This is a genomic window from Salinarimonas ramus, from assembly GCF_014645695.1.
GTDB classification, from domain to species: Bacteria; Pseudomonadota; Alphaproteobacteria; order Rhizobiales; family Beijerinckiaceae; genus Salinarimonas; species Salinarimonas ramus.
In genome coordinates, this window is the sequence record NZ_BMMF01000014.1 from 156,207 (window position 1) to 171,698 (window position 15,492).

Below are 15,492 nucleotides of genomic sequence, written 5' to 3' on the forward strand. Positions count from 1 at the left end.
ACAGATGACGTCGACGGGTGAGGATCTCCAGAGGACGTTCCAGGTCGGGCAGCGCGCCCTGGAACTGATGAAGACCTACGGTTCCTCTGCGAGCCCACGCTCGTACGAGGTCTGGTACACCTACGTCACCGGTCAGAAGCCCGTCATCAACGAGGCCATCAAGAAGATCGCCGGCGAGAGCGGACAGGTGCGCGACGACGACGTCCAGGCGCTGTTCGAGGAGCATCTCTCGCCCCAGCGCTTCGCCGAGGAGGCGGAGAAGACGGGCGCGAGCGTCATCGGCGAGATCGACGACGTCATGGAGATGCTCGAGATGGCCCTGGGCTCGACCGCCAAGTACGGCGAGTCGCTCGAGGCCTTCTCCAACGACCTCGCCATCACCATCGACAAGCGCCGCATCCGAGAGCTCGTCGCCGCCCTCGTCACGGCGACGAAGGACGTCGCCGCCACCAACAAGACCCTCGAGGCGCGCCTGCGCGAGACCCGCGGCGAGATCGAGGTCCTGCGCGAGACGCTCGAGGCGGTACGCATCGAATCCCTCACCGATCCGCTGACCGGCATCGCCAACCGCAAGCATTTCGAGGAGATGCTGGTCAAGACGCTCGACCAGGCCATCGTCGAGCGCGCGCCGCTCGCGCTGATCGTCATCGACATCGACCATTTCAAGCGCTTCAACGACACCTACGGTCACCTCACCGGCGATCAGGTGCTGCGCCTCGTGGGCATGACCATGCGCGAGCAGGTCAAGACCAAGGCGACGCTCGCACGCTTCGGCGGCGAGGAATTCGGCATCATCCTCCCCGACACCACCGTCGACACCGCCCGCGCCGCCGCGGAGCGGGTGCGCACCAGCGTCATGAGCCGCGAGCTCGTGAAGCGCTCCACCGGCGAATCGCTCGGCAAGGTGACGATCTCGGTGGGCTGTGCCGGCATGCGCAAGGGCGACACGGCGGTCTCGCTGCTCGAGCGCGCCGATCAGTGCATGTTCACGGCCAAGCGCGCCGGGCGCAACCGCACCGTCTGCGACACGGACGCCGAATTCACCGGCGTGCCGGAGGAGATCCCCCAGGCCGAGGTCGCTTGAGCGGGACAGTCGCCTGAGCGGGAAATCGCGTGACGGCGCGCCCTCAGGCGCCCTGCACGACGACGACGAGCTCGCGCCGGTGCGGCCGGTCGCGATGCTCGACGAGATAGATCCCCTGCCAGGTCCCGAGCGCGAGCGCCCCGTCCACGACGGGGATCGCGAGCGACGTGTCCGTGAGCATGGTGCGGATGTGGGCGGGCATGTCGTCGGGCCCTTCCGCGCCGTGGCGATAGGGTGCGTCGCGCGGCGCGAGATGATCGAGGGCGTCGAGCAGATCGCGGGTCACGTCCGGATCGGCGTTCTCCTGGATCGTCAGCGACGCCGAGGTGTGACGGCAGAAGACCGTCGCGAGCCCGAAGGCGACGCCGCTCTCGCCGATCGCGTCCCGCACCGCACGCGTCACGTCGACGAAGCCGCGGCCGCGTGTCGCGACCGTTATCTCGGCAACCGCCTGCTTCGCGAGCGCGCCCGCATGACGCAGGCGCGGGCCGTCGATCCCGCTCGATCGCATTCCGCTCGAGCCCATGGGCGGTGCCTCCTTCGCCTGCCGTCGATCGAGGAGCCTAGCGCCCCGCGCCCGCTCCGGTCGAGCCCGTACGGAACCCGTTTCGTGCGCTCTCGCTTCCCCCAGACGCGATGCGTCATGCAAGGAGGCCCGCCATGGACGACGTCGTTCGACTGCGCGAGCTGATGCCCGGCATCCGCACGCCCGATCCGAGCCGGGTGCCGCACGATCCGGGCAAGCCGCCGCCGCCGCTCCCGCCCGGCGGGCGCTTGCCGGGCGAGGTCCCGCCGGCGCCCGAGGAGGACGAGATCGAGCCCGGCGAGGACCCGCAGATCCGCGATCCCGGTCGTCGCGAGCCGCCGGATCATCTGCCCGGCGGCCCGTCGAACCCGAACCCGCATCACGCGCTACGGCGCATGTCCTGATCTGAAGGAAAGAGGATGTGGCCGCGGCTCAGCGGGTGCGGCGCATGGCGCGCACCCGCACGGGGGCCGGGCGGCGGCGACGCTCGCCGGCCGCGGCGGCGAGGCCCATCGTGGTGAGCGCGAGCGCACCCGCGATCGCGGCGATGGCGCCCGGCAGGGCCGAGGTGCTGGCCGCGCCCGTCAGGGCGAAGACGAGCGCCAGAACGATGAAGACGGCGCTGAAGCGCATCAGAAGATCGCGAGTATTCATGTCGTGTCTCCGGTCTCGATCGTTAACGCGCGGAAACGCTTCTTGTTTCATGCACGTGAGAAATACCGTGAAACAGGCATGATCCGGGTGCGCCCTCGGGGTCCGCCAAAGAGAAGAGCCGCAGGGGAGGCTGCCCCTGCGGCTCTTCTCATGCTCGCGATGCTCGTCGGGTGTTCGTCGTCAGCCGCTCGCGGCCTGAAGGGCCGCGCGGGTGATGCGATCGGCGCCGAGATCCTCGTCGCCGTCGACCGCGAGGATCTGCGTCAGGCGCGAGCGCGCGCGGTTGACGCGGCTCTTGATCGTGCCCACCGCGCATCCGCAGATGTTGGCCGCCTCTTCGTAGGAGAAGCCCGACGCGCCCACCAGCAGCAGCGCCTCGCGCTGGTCCGCGGGCAGCGTCGAGAGCGCGGCGCGGAAATCCTCGAAGTCGAGGCGCGCGCCCTGCTCTGGCTGGGCCTTGAGGCGTGCGGCGTAGGAGCCGTCGGCGTCCTCCACCTCACGCCGGCGCTTACGGTATTCCGAGTGGAAGAGGTTGCGCAGGATGGTGAAGAGCCAGGCGTTCAGGTTCGTCCCGCGCTCGAAGCGGTCGATGTTCGAGAGCGCGCGCAGGAGCGTGTCCTGCACGAGATCGTCCGCGCGATCGACCTGGCCGGTGAGCGAGATGGCGAAGGCGCGAAGGCTCGGAACGGCAGCGAGAAGGGCGTCGCGCAGCGCCGGTTCCGGCTGTGTCATCGCGAACGCTCCCTGGACTCGTCGTCCATCTTGGCGAGAAGCTCCACGAACCGGTCGGGCACCGGCTGATCCAGGAGCTCGGAATACATGGCGCGCAGCTGATCGCCGATCCGCGCCTGCGTGGCGCGATCGAGCCTCGGATCGGCAGTGTCCCGCGCCGGTGCATCCTCGTGCCCCGCGCGGGCGCCGAGCTCGTAGACCCCCGTGCCCTTGTTGACTTTCATTTCTTGACCCTCATCCTCGAGGCGTGAAACGAGCGCTCGCCGGCCTCAACGCACTGAACGCGCACTCGGTTCCATCATGGTGCGCCCATGCGGAACCTTTCTGTCCGCAACGCGTTCTCCAGCGTAGAGACCAGACGCCCTCGGGCGCGTGGGCCAATTCACCGGAAGGGTGCGGGTTCACGCGGCCGAGCTCGAAAGGGCGAGTTCATCAAGGGGATGTGCATGTCGACAGCTCAGCTCGTCGTCCAATACCTACCGTACCTGCGCCGCTACGCGCGTGCTCTCACGGGGAGCCAGCAGGCGGGCGACGCGTATGTCGCCGCGACGCTCGAGGCGCTCGTGAGCGAGCCCGAGACGATCGACCGGCAAGGCAACATCAAGGCCGACCTGTTCCGGGTCTTCACGCGCATCTGGAACTCCCTCTCCGTCAACGGCCGCGCCGAGGGCGTCGAGCGCGACCTGCCCGCCGAGGCGCGGCTGGGCCAGATCACGCCGCTGCCGCGCCAGGCCTTCCTGCTCTCCTCGCTCGAAGGCTTCTCGGAGGAGGAATCGGCGCGTATCCTCGCCGTCGATGTCCAGGAAGTGCGGTCGCTCGTTGAGGAGGCCGGGCGCGAGCTCGCCGCCGACATCGTCACCGAGATCATGATCATCGAGGACGAGCCGCTCATCGCCATGGACCTCGAGGCCCTCGTCGAAGGCCTGGGCCACAGCGTCACGGGCGTCGCGCGCACGCGCGACGAGGCGATCGCGCTCGCCGGCTCCAAGCGCCCGGGCCTCATCCTGGCCGACATCCAGCTCGCAGACGGCTCGTCTGGGCTCGACGCGGTGAACGACCTGCTCGACACGTTCCAGGTGCCGGTGATCTTCATCACCGCCTATCCGGAGCGCTTCCTCACCGGAGAGCGGCCGGAGCCGGCCTTCCTGATCGCCAAGCCTTTCCAGCCGGCCAACGTCTCCGCCGTGATCAGCCAGGCGCTGTTCTTCCAGCAGAGCGCGCATCGTCGCCGCCCGGAGCGCGCCTCCGCCTGAGGCGCGACCCCACGAGCGACGCGAACGAGACGGGCCTCCTCCGGGAGGCCCTTTTCTTTGCGCAGCGTAGAGCGCGACGGCGTCGCTGTTGCAGAGTCGCGACATGAAAAAGCGGACCGGCGATGCCGGTCCGCTGAGAGTTTCTGGCCGAGTTCAAGGGGAATGCGGGGAGGACCAGATGGCCAGGTGCTCATCGAACGAGCATGGAAGGGTTTGGTTCCGGACGCGAAACCTTTCGAGCCGTCAAGCTTTACATTACGGGCGTGTAAATCATCGGAGCATCGTTTGGCGACGCGAACCGAACAACTCTTCGGCACCGTGCTCGTGGTCGAAGACAGCATCATCATCTCTCTCGACACGGCCGATACCCTGCGGGATCTCGGCTTCGAGGACGTGATCGTCGCGCGCACGAGCGCGGAGGCGCTCGCGGCTCTCGCGGACGGTCTCGCCTTTCGCGCCGTGGTGCTCGACCTCGATCTCGACGGGGAGAGCGCGACGCCCGTGGCCCGTGCGGCGCGGGCCGCGGGGCTGCCCGTCATCGTCGCCTCCGGCCATGCCGATCCGGGGCTCGATCCCGCTTTCCAGGGCGCGCCGCGGCTGCGCAAGCCCTATGCCCGCGAGGCGCTGGCGCAGGCCCTGTTCCAGGCGCTCGGCATCCCCGGATGATCTCACCCGCCGCGATTACGGCGGTCGCGAGACCGGGTCGGAAAAGTAAACACTTTCTATAGCCACGCTCGGGAACGCGGGTCGCGCTTCTTCGTTGTACCGCATCATCCACCCCGATGCCGCCGGACGGCGGTTGCCGGAGACCTCGCGATGCCGCGCCTCGCTGCGCTCCTTCTCGCGACCTATGTCGGCGCGTTCGTGCTCACGAGCGCGCTCGCCGCGCCGCACGAGCTGCGCGCCACGTGGGATCGCATCGCGGGAACGGTGGCCGGCACCGTGGCGGCGCTTTCGGCGGGGCCGGCGGAGGCGCGCGAGCCCGCGCACGGCGTCGTGGCCACGAAGACCTCCGCCCGCATGCGCCTGCCGCAGCCCGCATCGGCGAGCCGCGCGGCGGAGATCGTCGCCTTCTCGTCGGGCGCCATCGGCGCCTTCGACGTGGACGGCCGGCTCGTCGCGCTCCACGATCCCGACGCGCGCACGACGACGGTGGTGCGCGGCGCCGAGGTGCCGCGTCTCCTCGTCGCCCCCGCCGCCGACGAGCCGCGCCTGCCGATCCGCCCCGCGCCCGCCGACGCCGAGCCGGTGCCGGATGCGGACGAGCCCCTCGCGGCGGGCTGCGAGAGCCCCGTGAGCCCGCTCGCGCGCACCCGCGCCGTCTCCTCGCGCACGCTCTGCCTCGCCTCGCTCTGACCACGATCGCAAAGAGAATCCGCCGACCGAGGCGTCGTGCCGCGGACGCGACGCTTTGCGTTCATGTTGCGGCCATCCACGGCGCTATAAGGAACGAGCGGATGCGGACGGCGAATCGGCCTGGCCGCGCCACGATCACGGCGGTGCGATGCGACAGGGTGTACTCTCCCGAACTCTGACGGCTCTCCTGATGCTTGCGATCCCCGGTGTCGCGGCGGCGCAGGACGCCTGCGAGCGCTATCGCGCGGAGCTCGCGCAGATCGATGCGGGCGGCGGGCGGGATTACGGGGCGCTGGCGCGTCAGCAGTCGATCGAGCTCGAGCGCATGCGTCGCTACGTCCAGAGCCTCGATTGCGGCGGCTCGCGCTTCCTCATCTTCGGCGCGCCCACCTCGCCCGAATGCCAGGAGGCGGAGGCGCGGCTCGGCGCCATGGAGGAGAACTACCAGCGCCTCCTCGTCGAGGCCTCGCGCTCGGGCAACGAGCGGCGCGCGGCGCTGGTCGCCGCGATCGAGCAGGTCTGCCTGCCGATCGGCCAGCCGCCGGTGGGCTTCGAGACGCCGTTCGATTCGGCCGATCCCTTCATGCAGGGGCCGGGCTTCCCCGACGAGGCGCGCCCGATCGCGGGGCAGGCGGTGTGCGTGCGTACCTGCGACGGCTCGTTCTTCCCCCTCGCCACCGTGCCGCGCGACAGCCGCGACGCCGCGCAGATGTGCCAGGCGCAATGCCCCGCCGCGCCGACCGCCTTGTTCTACAAGCCTCAGGGCGCAGCCATCGAGCAGGCGATTTCCGCGGATGGCCAGTCCTACATGAACCTGCCCAACGCGCTCGCCTTCCGCCGCAGCCACGACGAGACCTGCGCCTGCCGCGCGCCGGGCCAGAGCTGGGCCGAGGCGCTGGCGCAGGCCGAGGCCATGGTCGGCGGCGGGGCGGACATCGTCGACGAGGCGCGCGCCCGCGAGCTCTCGCAGCCCGCCGATGGCGCGACCCGCGCCTCCGCGACGCCGGTGCCGACCGGGCCCGACGCTGCGATCCCCTTCTTCGGCCTCGCGGACGGGGAATGGCGCGAGATCCGGACCGAAGCCGGCAGCCGGCGCGTTCGCGTGGTCGCGCCGGAGGTGATCCCCGCACCCGATGTCTGAGCGCCGCGGATGCGTCTCCGCCTCAGGCGCGCTCGCCGGCGAGGCGGCGCAGCGCCCTCTCGCGGCCGATGAGCGGCAGGAGCGCGGCGAGCTCGGGTCCGTGGTCGAGCCCCGTGAGCGCCTTGCGCAGCGGCATGAACAGCGCGCGCCCCTTGGCTCCGGTCGACGCCTTCACCGCGTCGGTCCAGGCCTTCCAGGTGCCCGCGTCCCAGGGCTCGTCGGGGAGCGCCGCGGACGCGGCCTCGCAGAAGGCGGCGTCCTCGATTACGGGATCGACGGGCCCCGCGACGACCCGCCACCATCGCGCCGCGTCGGCGACGGTCTCGAGATTGCCGCGCACCGCCTCCCAGAACGCCGCCCCGCCGCCGATACCCATGGCGGCGAGGCGCTCGGCCACGGCCTCGTAGGGCGTCTCGTGGACGATGCGGGCGTTGAGGCTCGACAGCTCCGCCTCGTCGAAGCGTGCGGGCGCGCGGGAGATGTGGCCGAGATCGACCAGAGCGGCGAGCTCGTCGAGGGAGGCGACCGGCCGCACCGCGTCCGACGAGCCGACGAGCACCGCGAGCGCCGCCACCGCGAGCGGCTCGAGGCCCGCCTCGCGCAGGCCCTTCAGCGAGAGATGGCCGAGCCGCTTGGAGAGGCCCTCGCCGCTCGCCGTGGTGAGGAGGTTGTGGTGCCCGAAATCGGGCGCCGCGTGGCCCAGGGCCTCGAAGATCTGGATCTGCACCGCGGTGTTGGTGACGTGGTCCTCGCCGCGCACCACCTGCGTCACGCCGAGCTCGGCGTCGTCGACGACGGAGGGGAGGGTGTAGAGGTAGCTCCCGTCCTCGCGCACGAGGACCGGGTCCGACAGCGAGCCGCATTCCACCGACGCCTCGCCGCGCACGAGGTCGTGCCAGACGACCGTGCGATGGTCGAGCTTGAAGCGCCAATGTGGGCGGCGGCCTTCCTGCGCGAGCCGGGCCTGCTCGTTCTCGGAAAGCGCCAGCGCCGCGCGGTCGTAGACCGGCGGCAGGCCGCGGGCGAGCTGCAGGCGGCGCTTGCGCTCGAGCTCGTCGGGCGTCTCCCAGCAGGGATAGAGCAGCCCCTTGGCCTTCAGCGTCTCGGAGGCGGCGTCGTAGAGCGCGATGCGGTCGGATTGTCGCACCGCGACGTCCGGCGGGATGCCGAGCCAGGCGAGGTCCTCGCGGATCGCCTGCGCGAATTCCTCCCGCGAGCGCTCGCGATCGGTGTCGTCGAGGCGCAGCACGAAGGTGCCGCCGGCGCGGCGGGCGACGAGGGCGTTCAGCAGCGCCGTGCGGGCGTTGCCGATGTGGAGGAGCCCCGTGGGGGAGGGGGCGAAGCGGAGGATCGGCGCGGTCATGCCGCGTATCTAGACCATCGGCCCGCCGAGTGGAATTCGGTTGGTGCACGCGACGATACCGCGAGCGCCGCGCTGCCGTGCGTCGCGCGGCGGGCGACAAGCGGGCCGGGCGTGCTATGGTCGGTGCATCGCGAAGGAGAGACCATGCACGAGCGCCGCGCGCGGACCATTCCCCTGCACGGACCGGAGGAGTTCGAGGCCATGCGCCGAGCCGGACGGCTCGCGGCGGCGACGCTCGACTTCGCCGGGACGCACGTGCGCCCGGGGGTGAGCACGGGCGAGCTCGACCGCCTGTGCGAGACCTTCATGCGCGACCACGGCGCCGTGCCCGCGACGATCGGCTTCCACGGCTATCGCCACGCGACCTGCATCTCGGTCAACCACGTGGTCACCCACGGCATCCCGGACGACGAGAAGATCCTGTCGGAGGGTGACATCCTCAACATCGACGTGACGCCGATCCTCGACGGCTGGCACGGCGACACGAGCCGCATGTTCACCGTGGGCGAGCCCTCCGTGAAGGCGCGCCGGCTCATCGACGCGGCGCATGCCGCCATGATGGCGGGCATCGCCCAGGTGCGCCCCGGCGCGACGCTCGGCGACGTCGGCGCGGCCATCGAGGCGGTGGCCAAGGCGAAGGGCTACACGGTGGTGCGCGACTTCTGCGGCCACGGCGTGGGGCGCGACTTCCATGCGCCGCCGGAAGTCCTCGCCTACGGCCTGCCGGGGCGGGGCGTGCGCCTGGAGCCGGGCATGTTCTTCACCGTCGAGCCCATGCTCAACGCCGGGCGCGCCGAGGTGAAGACGCTCTCCGACGGCTGGACGACGGTGACGCGCGACCGCTCGCTGTCGGCCCAGTTCGAGCATTCCGTCGGCGTGACCGAGAACGGCGTCGAGATCTTCACGCGCGGCGCCTGACCGCCACCCCTCACGGCCCGCCGCGCCAGCAAACGCACGAGACGCACCATGCCGCTGCCTTCCGTCTTCCAGGGCCGCCTGCGCCTGCCCGTCATCGCCGCGCCGATGTTCATCGTCTCGGGGCCGGACCTCGTCGTCGCCCAGTGCAAGGCGGGGATCGTCGGCTCGTTTCCCGCGCTCAACGCCCGGCCCGCGAGCCTGCTCGACGAATGGCTCGCGCGCATCCGCGAGGAGCTCGCCGCCCACGACGCCGCCAATCCCGAGGCGCCCTCCGCGCCCTTCGCCGTGAACCAGATCGTGCATCGCTCCAACGACCGCCTGGAGCAGGACGTCGCGCTCTGCGAGAAGCATCGCGTGCCGATCGTCATCACCTCGCTCGGCGCGCGGCCCGAGCTCAACGACGCCGTTCACGGCTGGGGCGGCGTCACGATGCACGACGTCACCAACATGACCTTCGCCCGCAAGGCGCTGGAGAAGGGGGCGGACGGCCTCGTCGCCGTGGCGGCCGGCGCCGGCGGGCATGCGGGCGGACTCTCGCCCTTCGCGCTCGTGCAGGAGATCCGCGCCGAATTCGACGGGCCGCTCGCGCTCTCGGGCGCCATCGCCACCGGCCGCGCGGTGCGGGCCGCCGAGGTGATGGGCGCGGACTTCGCCTATATCGGCTCGCCCTTCATCGCGACGCAGGAGGCGCAGGCGAGCGCGGCCTACAAGGAGATGATCGTGGCGAGCACCGCCGACGACATCCTCTACACGCCCCATTTCACGGGCGTGCCCGGCAATTATCTCAAGCCCTCCATCCGCGCCGCCGGCATCGATCCCGACACGCTCGCGGACAAGGAGCGCAAGACCATGGATTTCGGCGCGTCCGGCGCCGATGCGAAGGCGTGGCGGGACATCTGGGGCGCGGGTCAGGGCATCGGCGCCGTCCACGACGTCGTCCCGGCCGCGGAGCGCGTGGCGCGACTCGCCGCGGAATACGAGGCGGCGAAGGCCGCGGAGGGGCGCCTTCGCCTGCGCGGTGCGTGACGCTTCGTCGAGCGGCGCGACGTCTCAGCGCCCGGAGCGCCAGACGATGAGCGCGTGCGGGGCGAGGGCGAGGGCGACGAGCGCGGCGGCGGCGAGGCTCTCCGGGGCCGTGAGCGGCCAGACCGGCCAATCGCCGACGATGGGCAGGCCGAGCGCGGTCGGCGCCGCGACGACCATCGCCGCGAACCAGAGCGCGAGGAGACGCGCCGCGCCGCCGAGCGCGGCCCGCACGCCGAACGTCATGCGCGCCCGCGCAACGATAGCCGCCGCCCCGAGGCCCGCCGCGAAGACGAAGGCCGAGACGAAGGCGCCGACGGGATAGGCGATCGCGAGCGGCGTGCCCTGCAGGAAGGCCATGCCGCCGGTGAAGTAGGCCGCCCGGATCACGAGCCCGCCGAAGGTGGGATAGAGCGCCGGCACCAGCACGAGGGCGAGCGCGATCGGCAGGAGCGCGAGGCGCAGGAAGCGGCTCGGCCCCGGCGGGATCAGCGCCAGCAGCGCGACCCGCACCACCGCGTAGACCACGAGGAAGGCCGCGAGCGGGAAGCGCTCGACGAAGAAGCCGAAGGCGAAGGGCTCGAACGGCGTGCCGATGAGCCCCCGCGAATGCACCCCCGCGAGCCCCGCCGCCAGCGCCGCGATCGTCGCGACGGCGAGCGGCACGAGCGCGAGCACCGCCCGCGCCGCGCCGTCGTCCGCCGCCAGCGAGCCCGCGAGGGGGGCGCGAGTCTGCGCCGCCGCCATGCTCATGCCAGGCTGTTGCAGAAGCGCTGGATGCGGTTGCAGGCGTCCTCGAGCAGCGCGTTCGAGGTCGCGTAGGAGATGCGGAAGTTCGGGCCGAGCCCGAAGGCCGAGCCGTGCACGGCGGCGACGCCCTCCGCCTCGAGCAGCTCGGTGACGAAATCCTCGTCGGTCTCGATCGTCTTGCCCGACGGCGCCGTGAGCCCGATGGCCTTGCGGCAGGACGGATAGACGTAGAACGCGCCCTCCGGCACCGGGCATTCGAGCAGGCTCGTCTGGTTGAGCATGGAGACGACGAGGTCGCGGCGCGCCTCGAAGGCCTTGCGGAACTCGGCCAGATGATCCTGCGGCCCGTTCAGCGCCTCGACGGCGGCCCATTGCGAGATCGTCGCGGCGCCGGAGGTCTGCTGGCCCTGGACGAAATCCATCGCCTTGATCAGGTGCTCGGGGCCCGCCGCGTAGCCGATCCGCCAGCCGGTCATGGCGTAGGACTTCGAGACGCCGTTCATGGTGAGCGTGCGCTCGTAGAGGCCGGGCTCCACCTGGGCCGGCGTGACGAACTCGAAATCGCCGTAGACGAGATGCTCGTACATGTCGTCCGTGAGCACCCACACGTGGGGGTGCTTCATCAGGACGTCGGTAAGCGCCTTCATCTCGCTGCGCGAATAGGCGGCGCCCGAGGGGTTCGAGGGCGAGTTGAGGAGCACCCACTTGGTCCGGGGCGTGATCGCCGCCTCGAGATCCGCCGGCTGCAGCTTGAAGGCGCGCTCGAGCGTCGTGTCGACGAAGACCGGCGTGCCGCCGCACAGGGCCACCATCTCCGGATAGGAGACCCAGTAGGGGCGGGGCACGATGACCTCGTCGCCCGGGTTCAGGGTGGCGAGGAACGCGTTGTAGATCACCTGCTTGCCGCCGGTGCCGACGATGGTCTGCTTGGGCTCGTAGGTCAGCCCGTTCTCGCGGGCGAACTTCTTCGCGATCGCCTCGCGCAGCGCCGGGATGCCGGAGACCGGCGGATACTTGGTCTCGCCGCGGCGGATGGCGGCGATGGCCGCTTCCTTTATGTTGTCGGGCGTGTCGAAGTCCGGCTCGCCGACCGAGAGGCTGATGACGTCGCGTCCTGCGGCGCGCAGGTCGCGCGCCTTCTGCGTGATGACGATCGTCGCCGACGGCTTGATGCGCGAGAGGGCGTCGGACAGAAAGCCCATTGTCGTACTCCTGATGGATCGTTGCGCGCGACGGGCGGCGTCGCGGCGGCCGGACGGCGCGCGGACCGTAGTGCCACGCCTGATGACAGGCAAGGCCGCGGGCGCCGGAAAGCCGTGTGCGCGCTCGTGCGCGGGCAGGCGATTCGCACCGGCCGACGGCCGCTGTTCGGGGGCATCGGTGCATCGCGCGGCGCTTCGCGCGAGAATCGCGGGTCGTGCGTCAACATGTCGCTAAGGGGCGTGGAGGCATGCATCGGCTATGGAAAAACACTTATGACAGCGTTCCGGTGATGCAACACGAAGTGTCGGACACGAATGCCATCTACCGCGGCAACGACGGCTGGATAATCAGAAAATTATCGAGTACTGATGCGATAGTCTTCGCGCTACACTCTGGCTAAGCTTCAGCTATTCGATCGCCGTCGGGCGTAGCGTCACGTGACCTAAATCGATTATACCCTAATCTGCTGTGATTTGCTGCCGATCGATTACAGAAGTCGGATACGTAGTATGCCAGAGCCACAACGTGGTGACAGGATCGGATCGACGGGGAACAAGCCCGAACACGTCTTGCGGAAGGGGAGACGTGAGAGGAAACTCCGGCCGCCTTGAAACGGCACGCGTGGCGTCGAGGCGAAGCCCGGGTTTCGGCCGCTCTCGACGTCGGCCCGGTCTCCAGCGGGGGGCGTCGTGAAGACCAACGGACCACATGAGGACGCAATGCGCGATGGCGCCTTCGACGGTGCCGCACAGGCCATCGAGGCCGGCATCGGGCGTGCCGAGCCGTCGTGGCCGGGCTTTCGCGCCGGTCGTCTCATCACGCTCAGGAAGATGCGGCGCGAGGCGCGGGCCGCCGCCATGCTGGTACTGCTCATCGTCGGCGCCATCGTCGCCGTGCTCGGCGCGACGTCGCTCGGCGCAGGCGCCTACGATCTCGGCTCGCTACTCGGTCTCGACCTTCGCGCCAGCGAGCCGACGCCCTGATGTCTGCGCCTTGATCGCGACCTCGTGATCGGCGCCCGCGCCTTGCATGCGGGCGCGCGCGCCATACGTCGAGCGGCACGACACCGAGACCGCTCGACGAGGTATCCCGCGCATGACCTGCACGCCCCGCCGCCTGCCGCCGCTCGTCCGGCCGACGCTGGCTCTGCTCATCGCCCTTTCGACCGCGCTCGTGCTCGTCTCGACGCGGCAGCTCGCGGCTCAGGAGCGGCTCGAGACGCAGGCCGGCCCGATGCTGCTCGAGACGGTCGCTGGCGGCCTGGTCCACCCCTGGGGCATGGCGGATCTGCCCGAGGGCGGGTTCCTGGTGACGGAGCGCCCCGGCCGCCTGCGCCACGTGCGCGCCGACGGCGCGGTCTCGCCCCCGCTCGCCGGCGTGCCGGAAGTGGCGGACGTGGGCCAGGGCGGGCTCCTCGACGTGGCGCTCGCGCCCGATTTCGCCACGAGCCGGATGGTCTACCTCACCTTCGCCGAAGCCCGCGGCGGCGGCGCGGCGACGTCGCTCGCGCGTGGGCGCCTGAACGAGGGGCTCACCGCGCTGGAAGGCACCGAGATCCTGTTCCGCGCCGAGCCGGCGATGTCCGGCGGGCGGCATTTCGGCTCGCGCGTCGTGCCCGCGCCGGACGGCGAGACGCTCTTCGTCACCCTCGGCGACCGTGGGCAGGATACGAGCGCGCAGGACCTCTCGAGCCATCACGGCACCGTCGTGCGGCTCACGCGCGACGGCGCGCCCGCACCGGGCAACCCCTTCCTCGATCGCGAGGGCGCGCGCCCCGAGATCTTCTCCTACGGCCATCGCAACCCGCAGGGCGCGGCGCTCGACCCCGCCAGCGGACGCCTCTTCACGGCGGAGATGGGCCCGCGCGGCGGCGACGAGATCAACGCGCCCTCCGCCGGCGTGAACTACGGCTGGCCGATCGTCTCCAACGGCAGCCAGTACAGCGGCATCCCGATCCCGGACCACGAGACCGACACGAGCCTCGAGCCGCCGCTCTGGGGCTGGGTGCCCTCCTTCTCGCCGTCGGGCATGGCCTTCTACGACGGTGACCTGATCCCCGCCTGGCAGGGCGATCTCGTCGTCGGCGCGCTCTCCGGCCAGGCTCTGGCGCGGCTCGACGTGGAGGACGGGCGCATCGTGTCGGAGGAGATCATCCCCGTCGGCCGGCGCATCCGCGCCGTGACGCAGGGGCCCGACGGGGCGCTCTACCTCCTCGTCGACGACGATCGCGGCGCGCTGCTGCGGCTTTCCCCCGCCGATCAGGGCTGATAGGAGCGGGCACGACCGCAATCCCCGCGAGCCGGCCGCCAGGTGCGCACGGCCGGCTTTCTCCCCCGGAGCACATCGATGGACCCCGTCTCCCAGATCGCGCTCGGCGCCGCCGTCGGGCACGCCCTCGCCGGACGTCGCCTCGGCGGCCTCGCCGCCGCGGGGGGCGCGCTGGGCGGGCTGATCCCCGATCTCGACGTGATCTGGTCCGGCTGGGGCCGCGACACGATTGCGTACTGGGAGCTCCACCGCGGCGTCACCCACTCCCTGTTCTTCGGGCCGGTGGTCGGCCCGGTTCTCGGCTGGGCGTCGGCGACGCTGCATGGCCGTGCCCGCGCGAAGAGCGGGAAGCCGACGGAGGGGCTCTTCGCGGCCTGGACGGCGGTGTGGGTGGGGGCGCTCTTCACGCATCCGCTCCTCGACACCGCGACGATCTACGGCACGCAGCTCCTCGCGCCGTTCTCGGACCTGCGCTTCGCGCTCCCGGCGCTGCCGATCATCGACCCGATCTACACCCTGCCGCTCCTCGTCGCGCTCGGGCTCGCCGCCTTCCTCGGCTGGCGCACCGGCGCGGCGAAGCGCGTGACGGTCGCCGCGCTCGTGCTGACGACGCTCTATGCGGGCGCGGGCCTGTGGGCGAACGGCCGCGCGGAGGCGATCGCGCGCGCCGATCCGGGCCTCGTCGCCCGCGCGCCGGAGGAGGTGCGCGTCACGACGACCTTCCTCACGCCGTGGCTGCGCCGCGTGACGACGCAGGAGGCCGACGCCCGCCACGTCGGCTTCGTGTCGGTGTTCGCGCCGGAGCGGCCCATCCGCTGGACGGCTTTACCCAAGGACCCGCGCGCGGAGGCGCTGGCCGAGGCGGCGCTCGCCACCGAGCAGGGCAGGCGCTACCGCCGCTTCGCCACGGGGGCGCTCAACCCGCACGTCGTCGAGAGCCCGGACGGGGAGGGGGAGGTGCTGCGCATCGGCGACGCCCGCTACGGCTTCCCGAACGGCACGCTCGGCGGGATGTGGGGCGTGCAATGGCCGATCCGCGACGGCGCCATCGTGGAGGGCGCGGCCGAGCGCTACATGATCCCGCGCGGTGCGGACCTCGACGATCTCGGCGACCTCCTGAGCGCGAGCTTCGGCGGGGAGACGGAGCTGTTCTGAGGGGAGCCCCGAAAGATCGGCAACGAAGATCGGCAAGATTTTGCTATGGCGAGCGAAAACGGCTTG

Annotated in this window: 18 protein-coding genes; 11 read left to right on the forward strand and 7 right to left on the reverse strand. The window is 71.1% G+C overall.

The annotated features are described in order from the left end of the window. The first annotated feature begins 4 nt into the window (after positions 1-4). Complete coding sequence (locus IEX89_RS20780) at positions 5-1,084, forward strand: GGDEF domain-containing protein (protein WP_244645617.1); 1,080 nt, start codon at positions 5-7, stop codon at positions 1,082-1,084. Between the two features lie 43 nt (positions 1,085-1,127). Here the strand turns inward: IEX89_RS20780 and IEX89_RS20785 are convergent, their stop codons facing one another. After that, positions 1,128-1,610, reverse strand: a complete 483-nt coding sequence (locus tag IEX89_RS20785) for a secondary thiamine-phosphate synthase enzyme YjbQ (protein ID WP_188915178.1) — start codon at positions 1,608-1,610, stop codon at positions 1,128-1,130. A gap of 134 nt (positions 1,611-1,744) precedes the next feature. Between IEX89_RS20785 and IEX89_RS20790 the strand changes: the two genes are divergently transcribed. Further along, the gene (locus IEX89_RS20790; protein ID WP_244645618.1) at positions 1,745-2,014 is read left to right on the forward strand and encodes a hypothetical protein; all 270 of its coding nucleotides are present in this window, start codon (positions 1,745-1,747) and stop codon (positions 2,012-2,014) included. 28 nt (positions 2,015-2,042) lie between these two features. On the opposite strand, the gene IEX89_RS20795 is transcribed toward IEX89_RS20790, so the two are convergent. From IEX89_RS20795 to IEX89_RS20805, 3 genes are all read right to left on the reverse strand, one after another. After that, positions 2,043-2,264, reverse strand: a complete 222-nt coding sequence (locus tag IEX89_RS20795) for a hypothetical protein (RefSeq protein ID WP_188915179.1) — start codon at positions 2,262-2,264, stop codon at positions 2,043-2,045. Positions 2,265-2,444: 180 nt separating this feature from the next. Beyond that, the gene (locus tag IEX89_RS20800) at positions 2,445-2,996 is read right to left on the reverse strand and encodes a sigma-70 family RNA polymerase sigma factor (RefSeq protein WP_188915180.1); all 552 of its coding nucleotides are present in this window, start codon (positions 2,994-2,996) and stop codon (positions 2,445-2,447) included. Then, entirely contained in the window at positions 2,993-3,220 is a 228-nt protein-coding gene (locus IEX89_RS20805) for a NepR family anti-sigma factor (protein ID WP_188915181.1), read from the reverse strand. The genes IEX89_RS20800 and IEX89_RS20805 overlap by 4 nt, the downstream gene beginning before the upstream one ends. Positions 3,221-3,442: 222 nt before the next feature. Between IEX89_RS20805 and IEX89_RS20810 the strand changes: the two genes are divergently transcribed. The 4 genes from IEX89_RS20810 (at position 3,443) to IEX89_RS20825 (ending at position 6,746) form a co-directional block, all read left to right on the forward strand. Beyond that, entirely contained in the window at positions 3,443-4,249 is an 807-nt protein-coding gene (locus IEX89_RS20810; RefSeq protein WP_188915182.1) for a response regulator, read from the forward strand. A 285-nt stretch (positions 4,250-4,534) separates the two neighbouring features. Next, entirely contained in the window at positions 4,535-4,915 is a 381-nt protein-coding gene (locus IEX89_RS20815; protein ID WP_188915183.1) for a response regulator, read from the forward strand. A gap of 150 nt (positions 4,916-5,065) precedes the next feature. Next, a complete protein-coding gene (locus IEX89_RS20820) occupies positions 5,066-5,605 on the forward strand; it encodes a hypothetical protein (protein WP_188915184.1) in 540 nt (179 codons plus the stop codon). A 190-nt stretch (positions 5,606-5,795) separates the two neighbouring features. Beyond that, entirely contained in the window at positions 5,796-6,746 is a 951-nt protein-coding gene (locus IEX89_RS20825) for a DUF2865 domain-containing protein (RefSeq protein ID WP_188915185.1), read from the forward strand. Positions 6,747-6,768: 22 nt separating this feature from the next. On the opposite strand, the gene gltX is transcribed toward IEX89_RS20825, so the two are convergent. Then, positions 6,769-8,109, reverse strand: a complete 1,341-nt coding sequence (gene gltX / locus IEX89_RS20830) for a glutamate--tRNA ligase (protein ID WP_188915186.1) — start codon at positions 8,107-8,109, stop codon at positions 6,769-6,771. Between the two features lie 144 nt (positions 8,110-8,253). Between gltX and map the strand changes: the two genes are divergently transcribed. Both map and IEX89_RS20840 read left to right on the forward strand, forming a co-directional pair. After that, positions 8,254-9,027 carry a type I methionyl aminopeptidase gene (gene map, locus IEX89_RS20835; RefSeq protein WP_188915187.1) on the forward strand — a complete coding sequence of 258 codons (774 nt, stop codon included), beginning with the start codon at positions 8,254-8,256 and terminating at the stop codon, positions 9,025-9,027. Positions 9,028-9,075: 48 nt separating this feature from the next. Continuing rightward, a complete protein-coding gene (locus IEX89_RS20840) occupies positions 9,076-10,053 on the forward strand; it encodes an NAD(P)H-dependent flavin oxidoreductase (protein ID WP_188915188.1) in 978 nt (325 codons plus the stop codon). Positions 10,054-10,077: 24 nt separating this feature from the next. Here the strand turns inward: IEX89_RS20840 and IEX89_RS20845 are convergent, their stop codons facing one another. After that, a complete protein-coding gene (locus IEX89_RS20845; protein WP_188915189.1) occupies positions 10,078-10,803 on the reverse strand; it encodes a hypothetical protein in 726 nt (241 codons plus the stop codon). Beyond that, on the reverse strand, positions 10,800-12,002 hold the full coding sequence (locus tag IEX89_RS20850) for a pyridoxal phosphate-dependent aminotransferase (RefSeq protein ID WP_188915190.1): 1,203 nt from the start codon (positions 12,000-12,002) through the stop codon (positions 10,800-10,802). Before IEX89_RS20850 ends, IEX89_RS20845 begins: the two co-directional genes overlap by 4 nt. 720 nt (positions 12,003-12,722) lie before the next feature. On the opposite strand from IEX89_RS20850, the gene IEX89_RS20855 reads away from it, so the two are divergent. The 3 genes from IEX89_RS20855 to IEX89_RS20865 all read left to right on the forward strand — a co-directional run bounded on the left by IEX89_RS20855 (position 12,723) and on the right by IEX89_RS20865 (position 15,426). Continuing rightward, complete coding sequence (locus IEX89_RS20855; protein ID WP_188915191.1) at positions 12,723-12,986, forward strand: hypothetical protein; 264 nt, start codon at positions 12,723-12,725, stop codon at positions 12,984-12,986. A 112-nt stretch (positions 12,987-13,098) separates the two neighbouring features. Further along, entirely contained in the window at positions 13,099-14,271 is a 1,173-nt protein-coding gene (locus IEX89_RS20860; protein ID WP_188915192.1) for a PQQ-dependent sugar dehydrogenase, read from the forward strand. Positions 14,272-14,349: 78 nt separating this feature from the next. Further along, entirely contained in the window at positions 14,350-15,426 is a 1,077-nt protein-coding gene (locus IEX89_RS20865) for a metal-dependent hydrolase (RefSeq protein WP_188915193.1), read from the forward strand. The last annotated feature ends 66 nt before the right edge of the window (positions 15,427-15,492 follow it).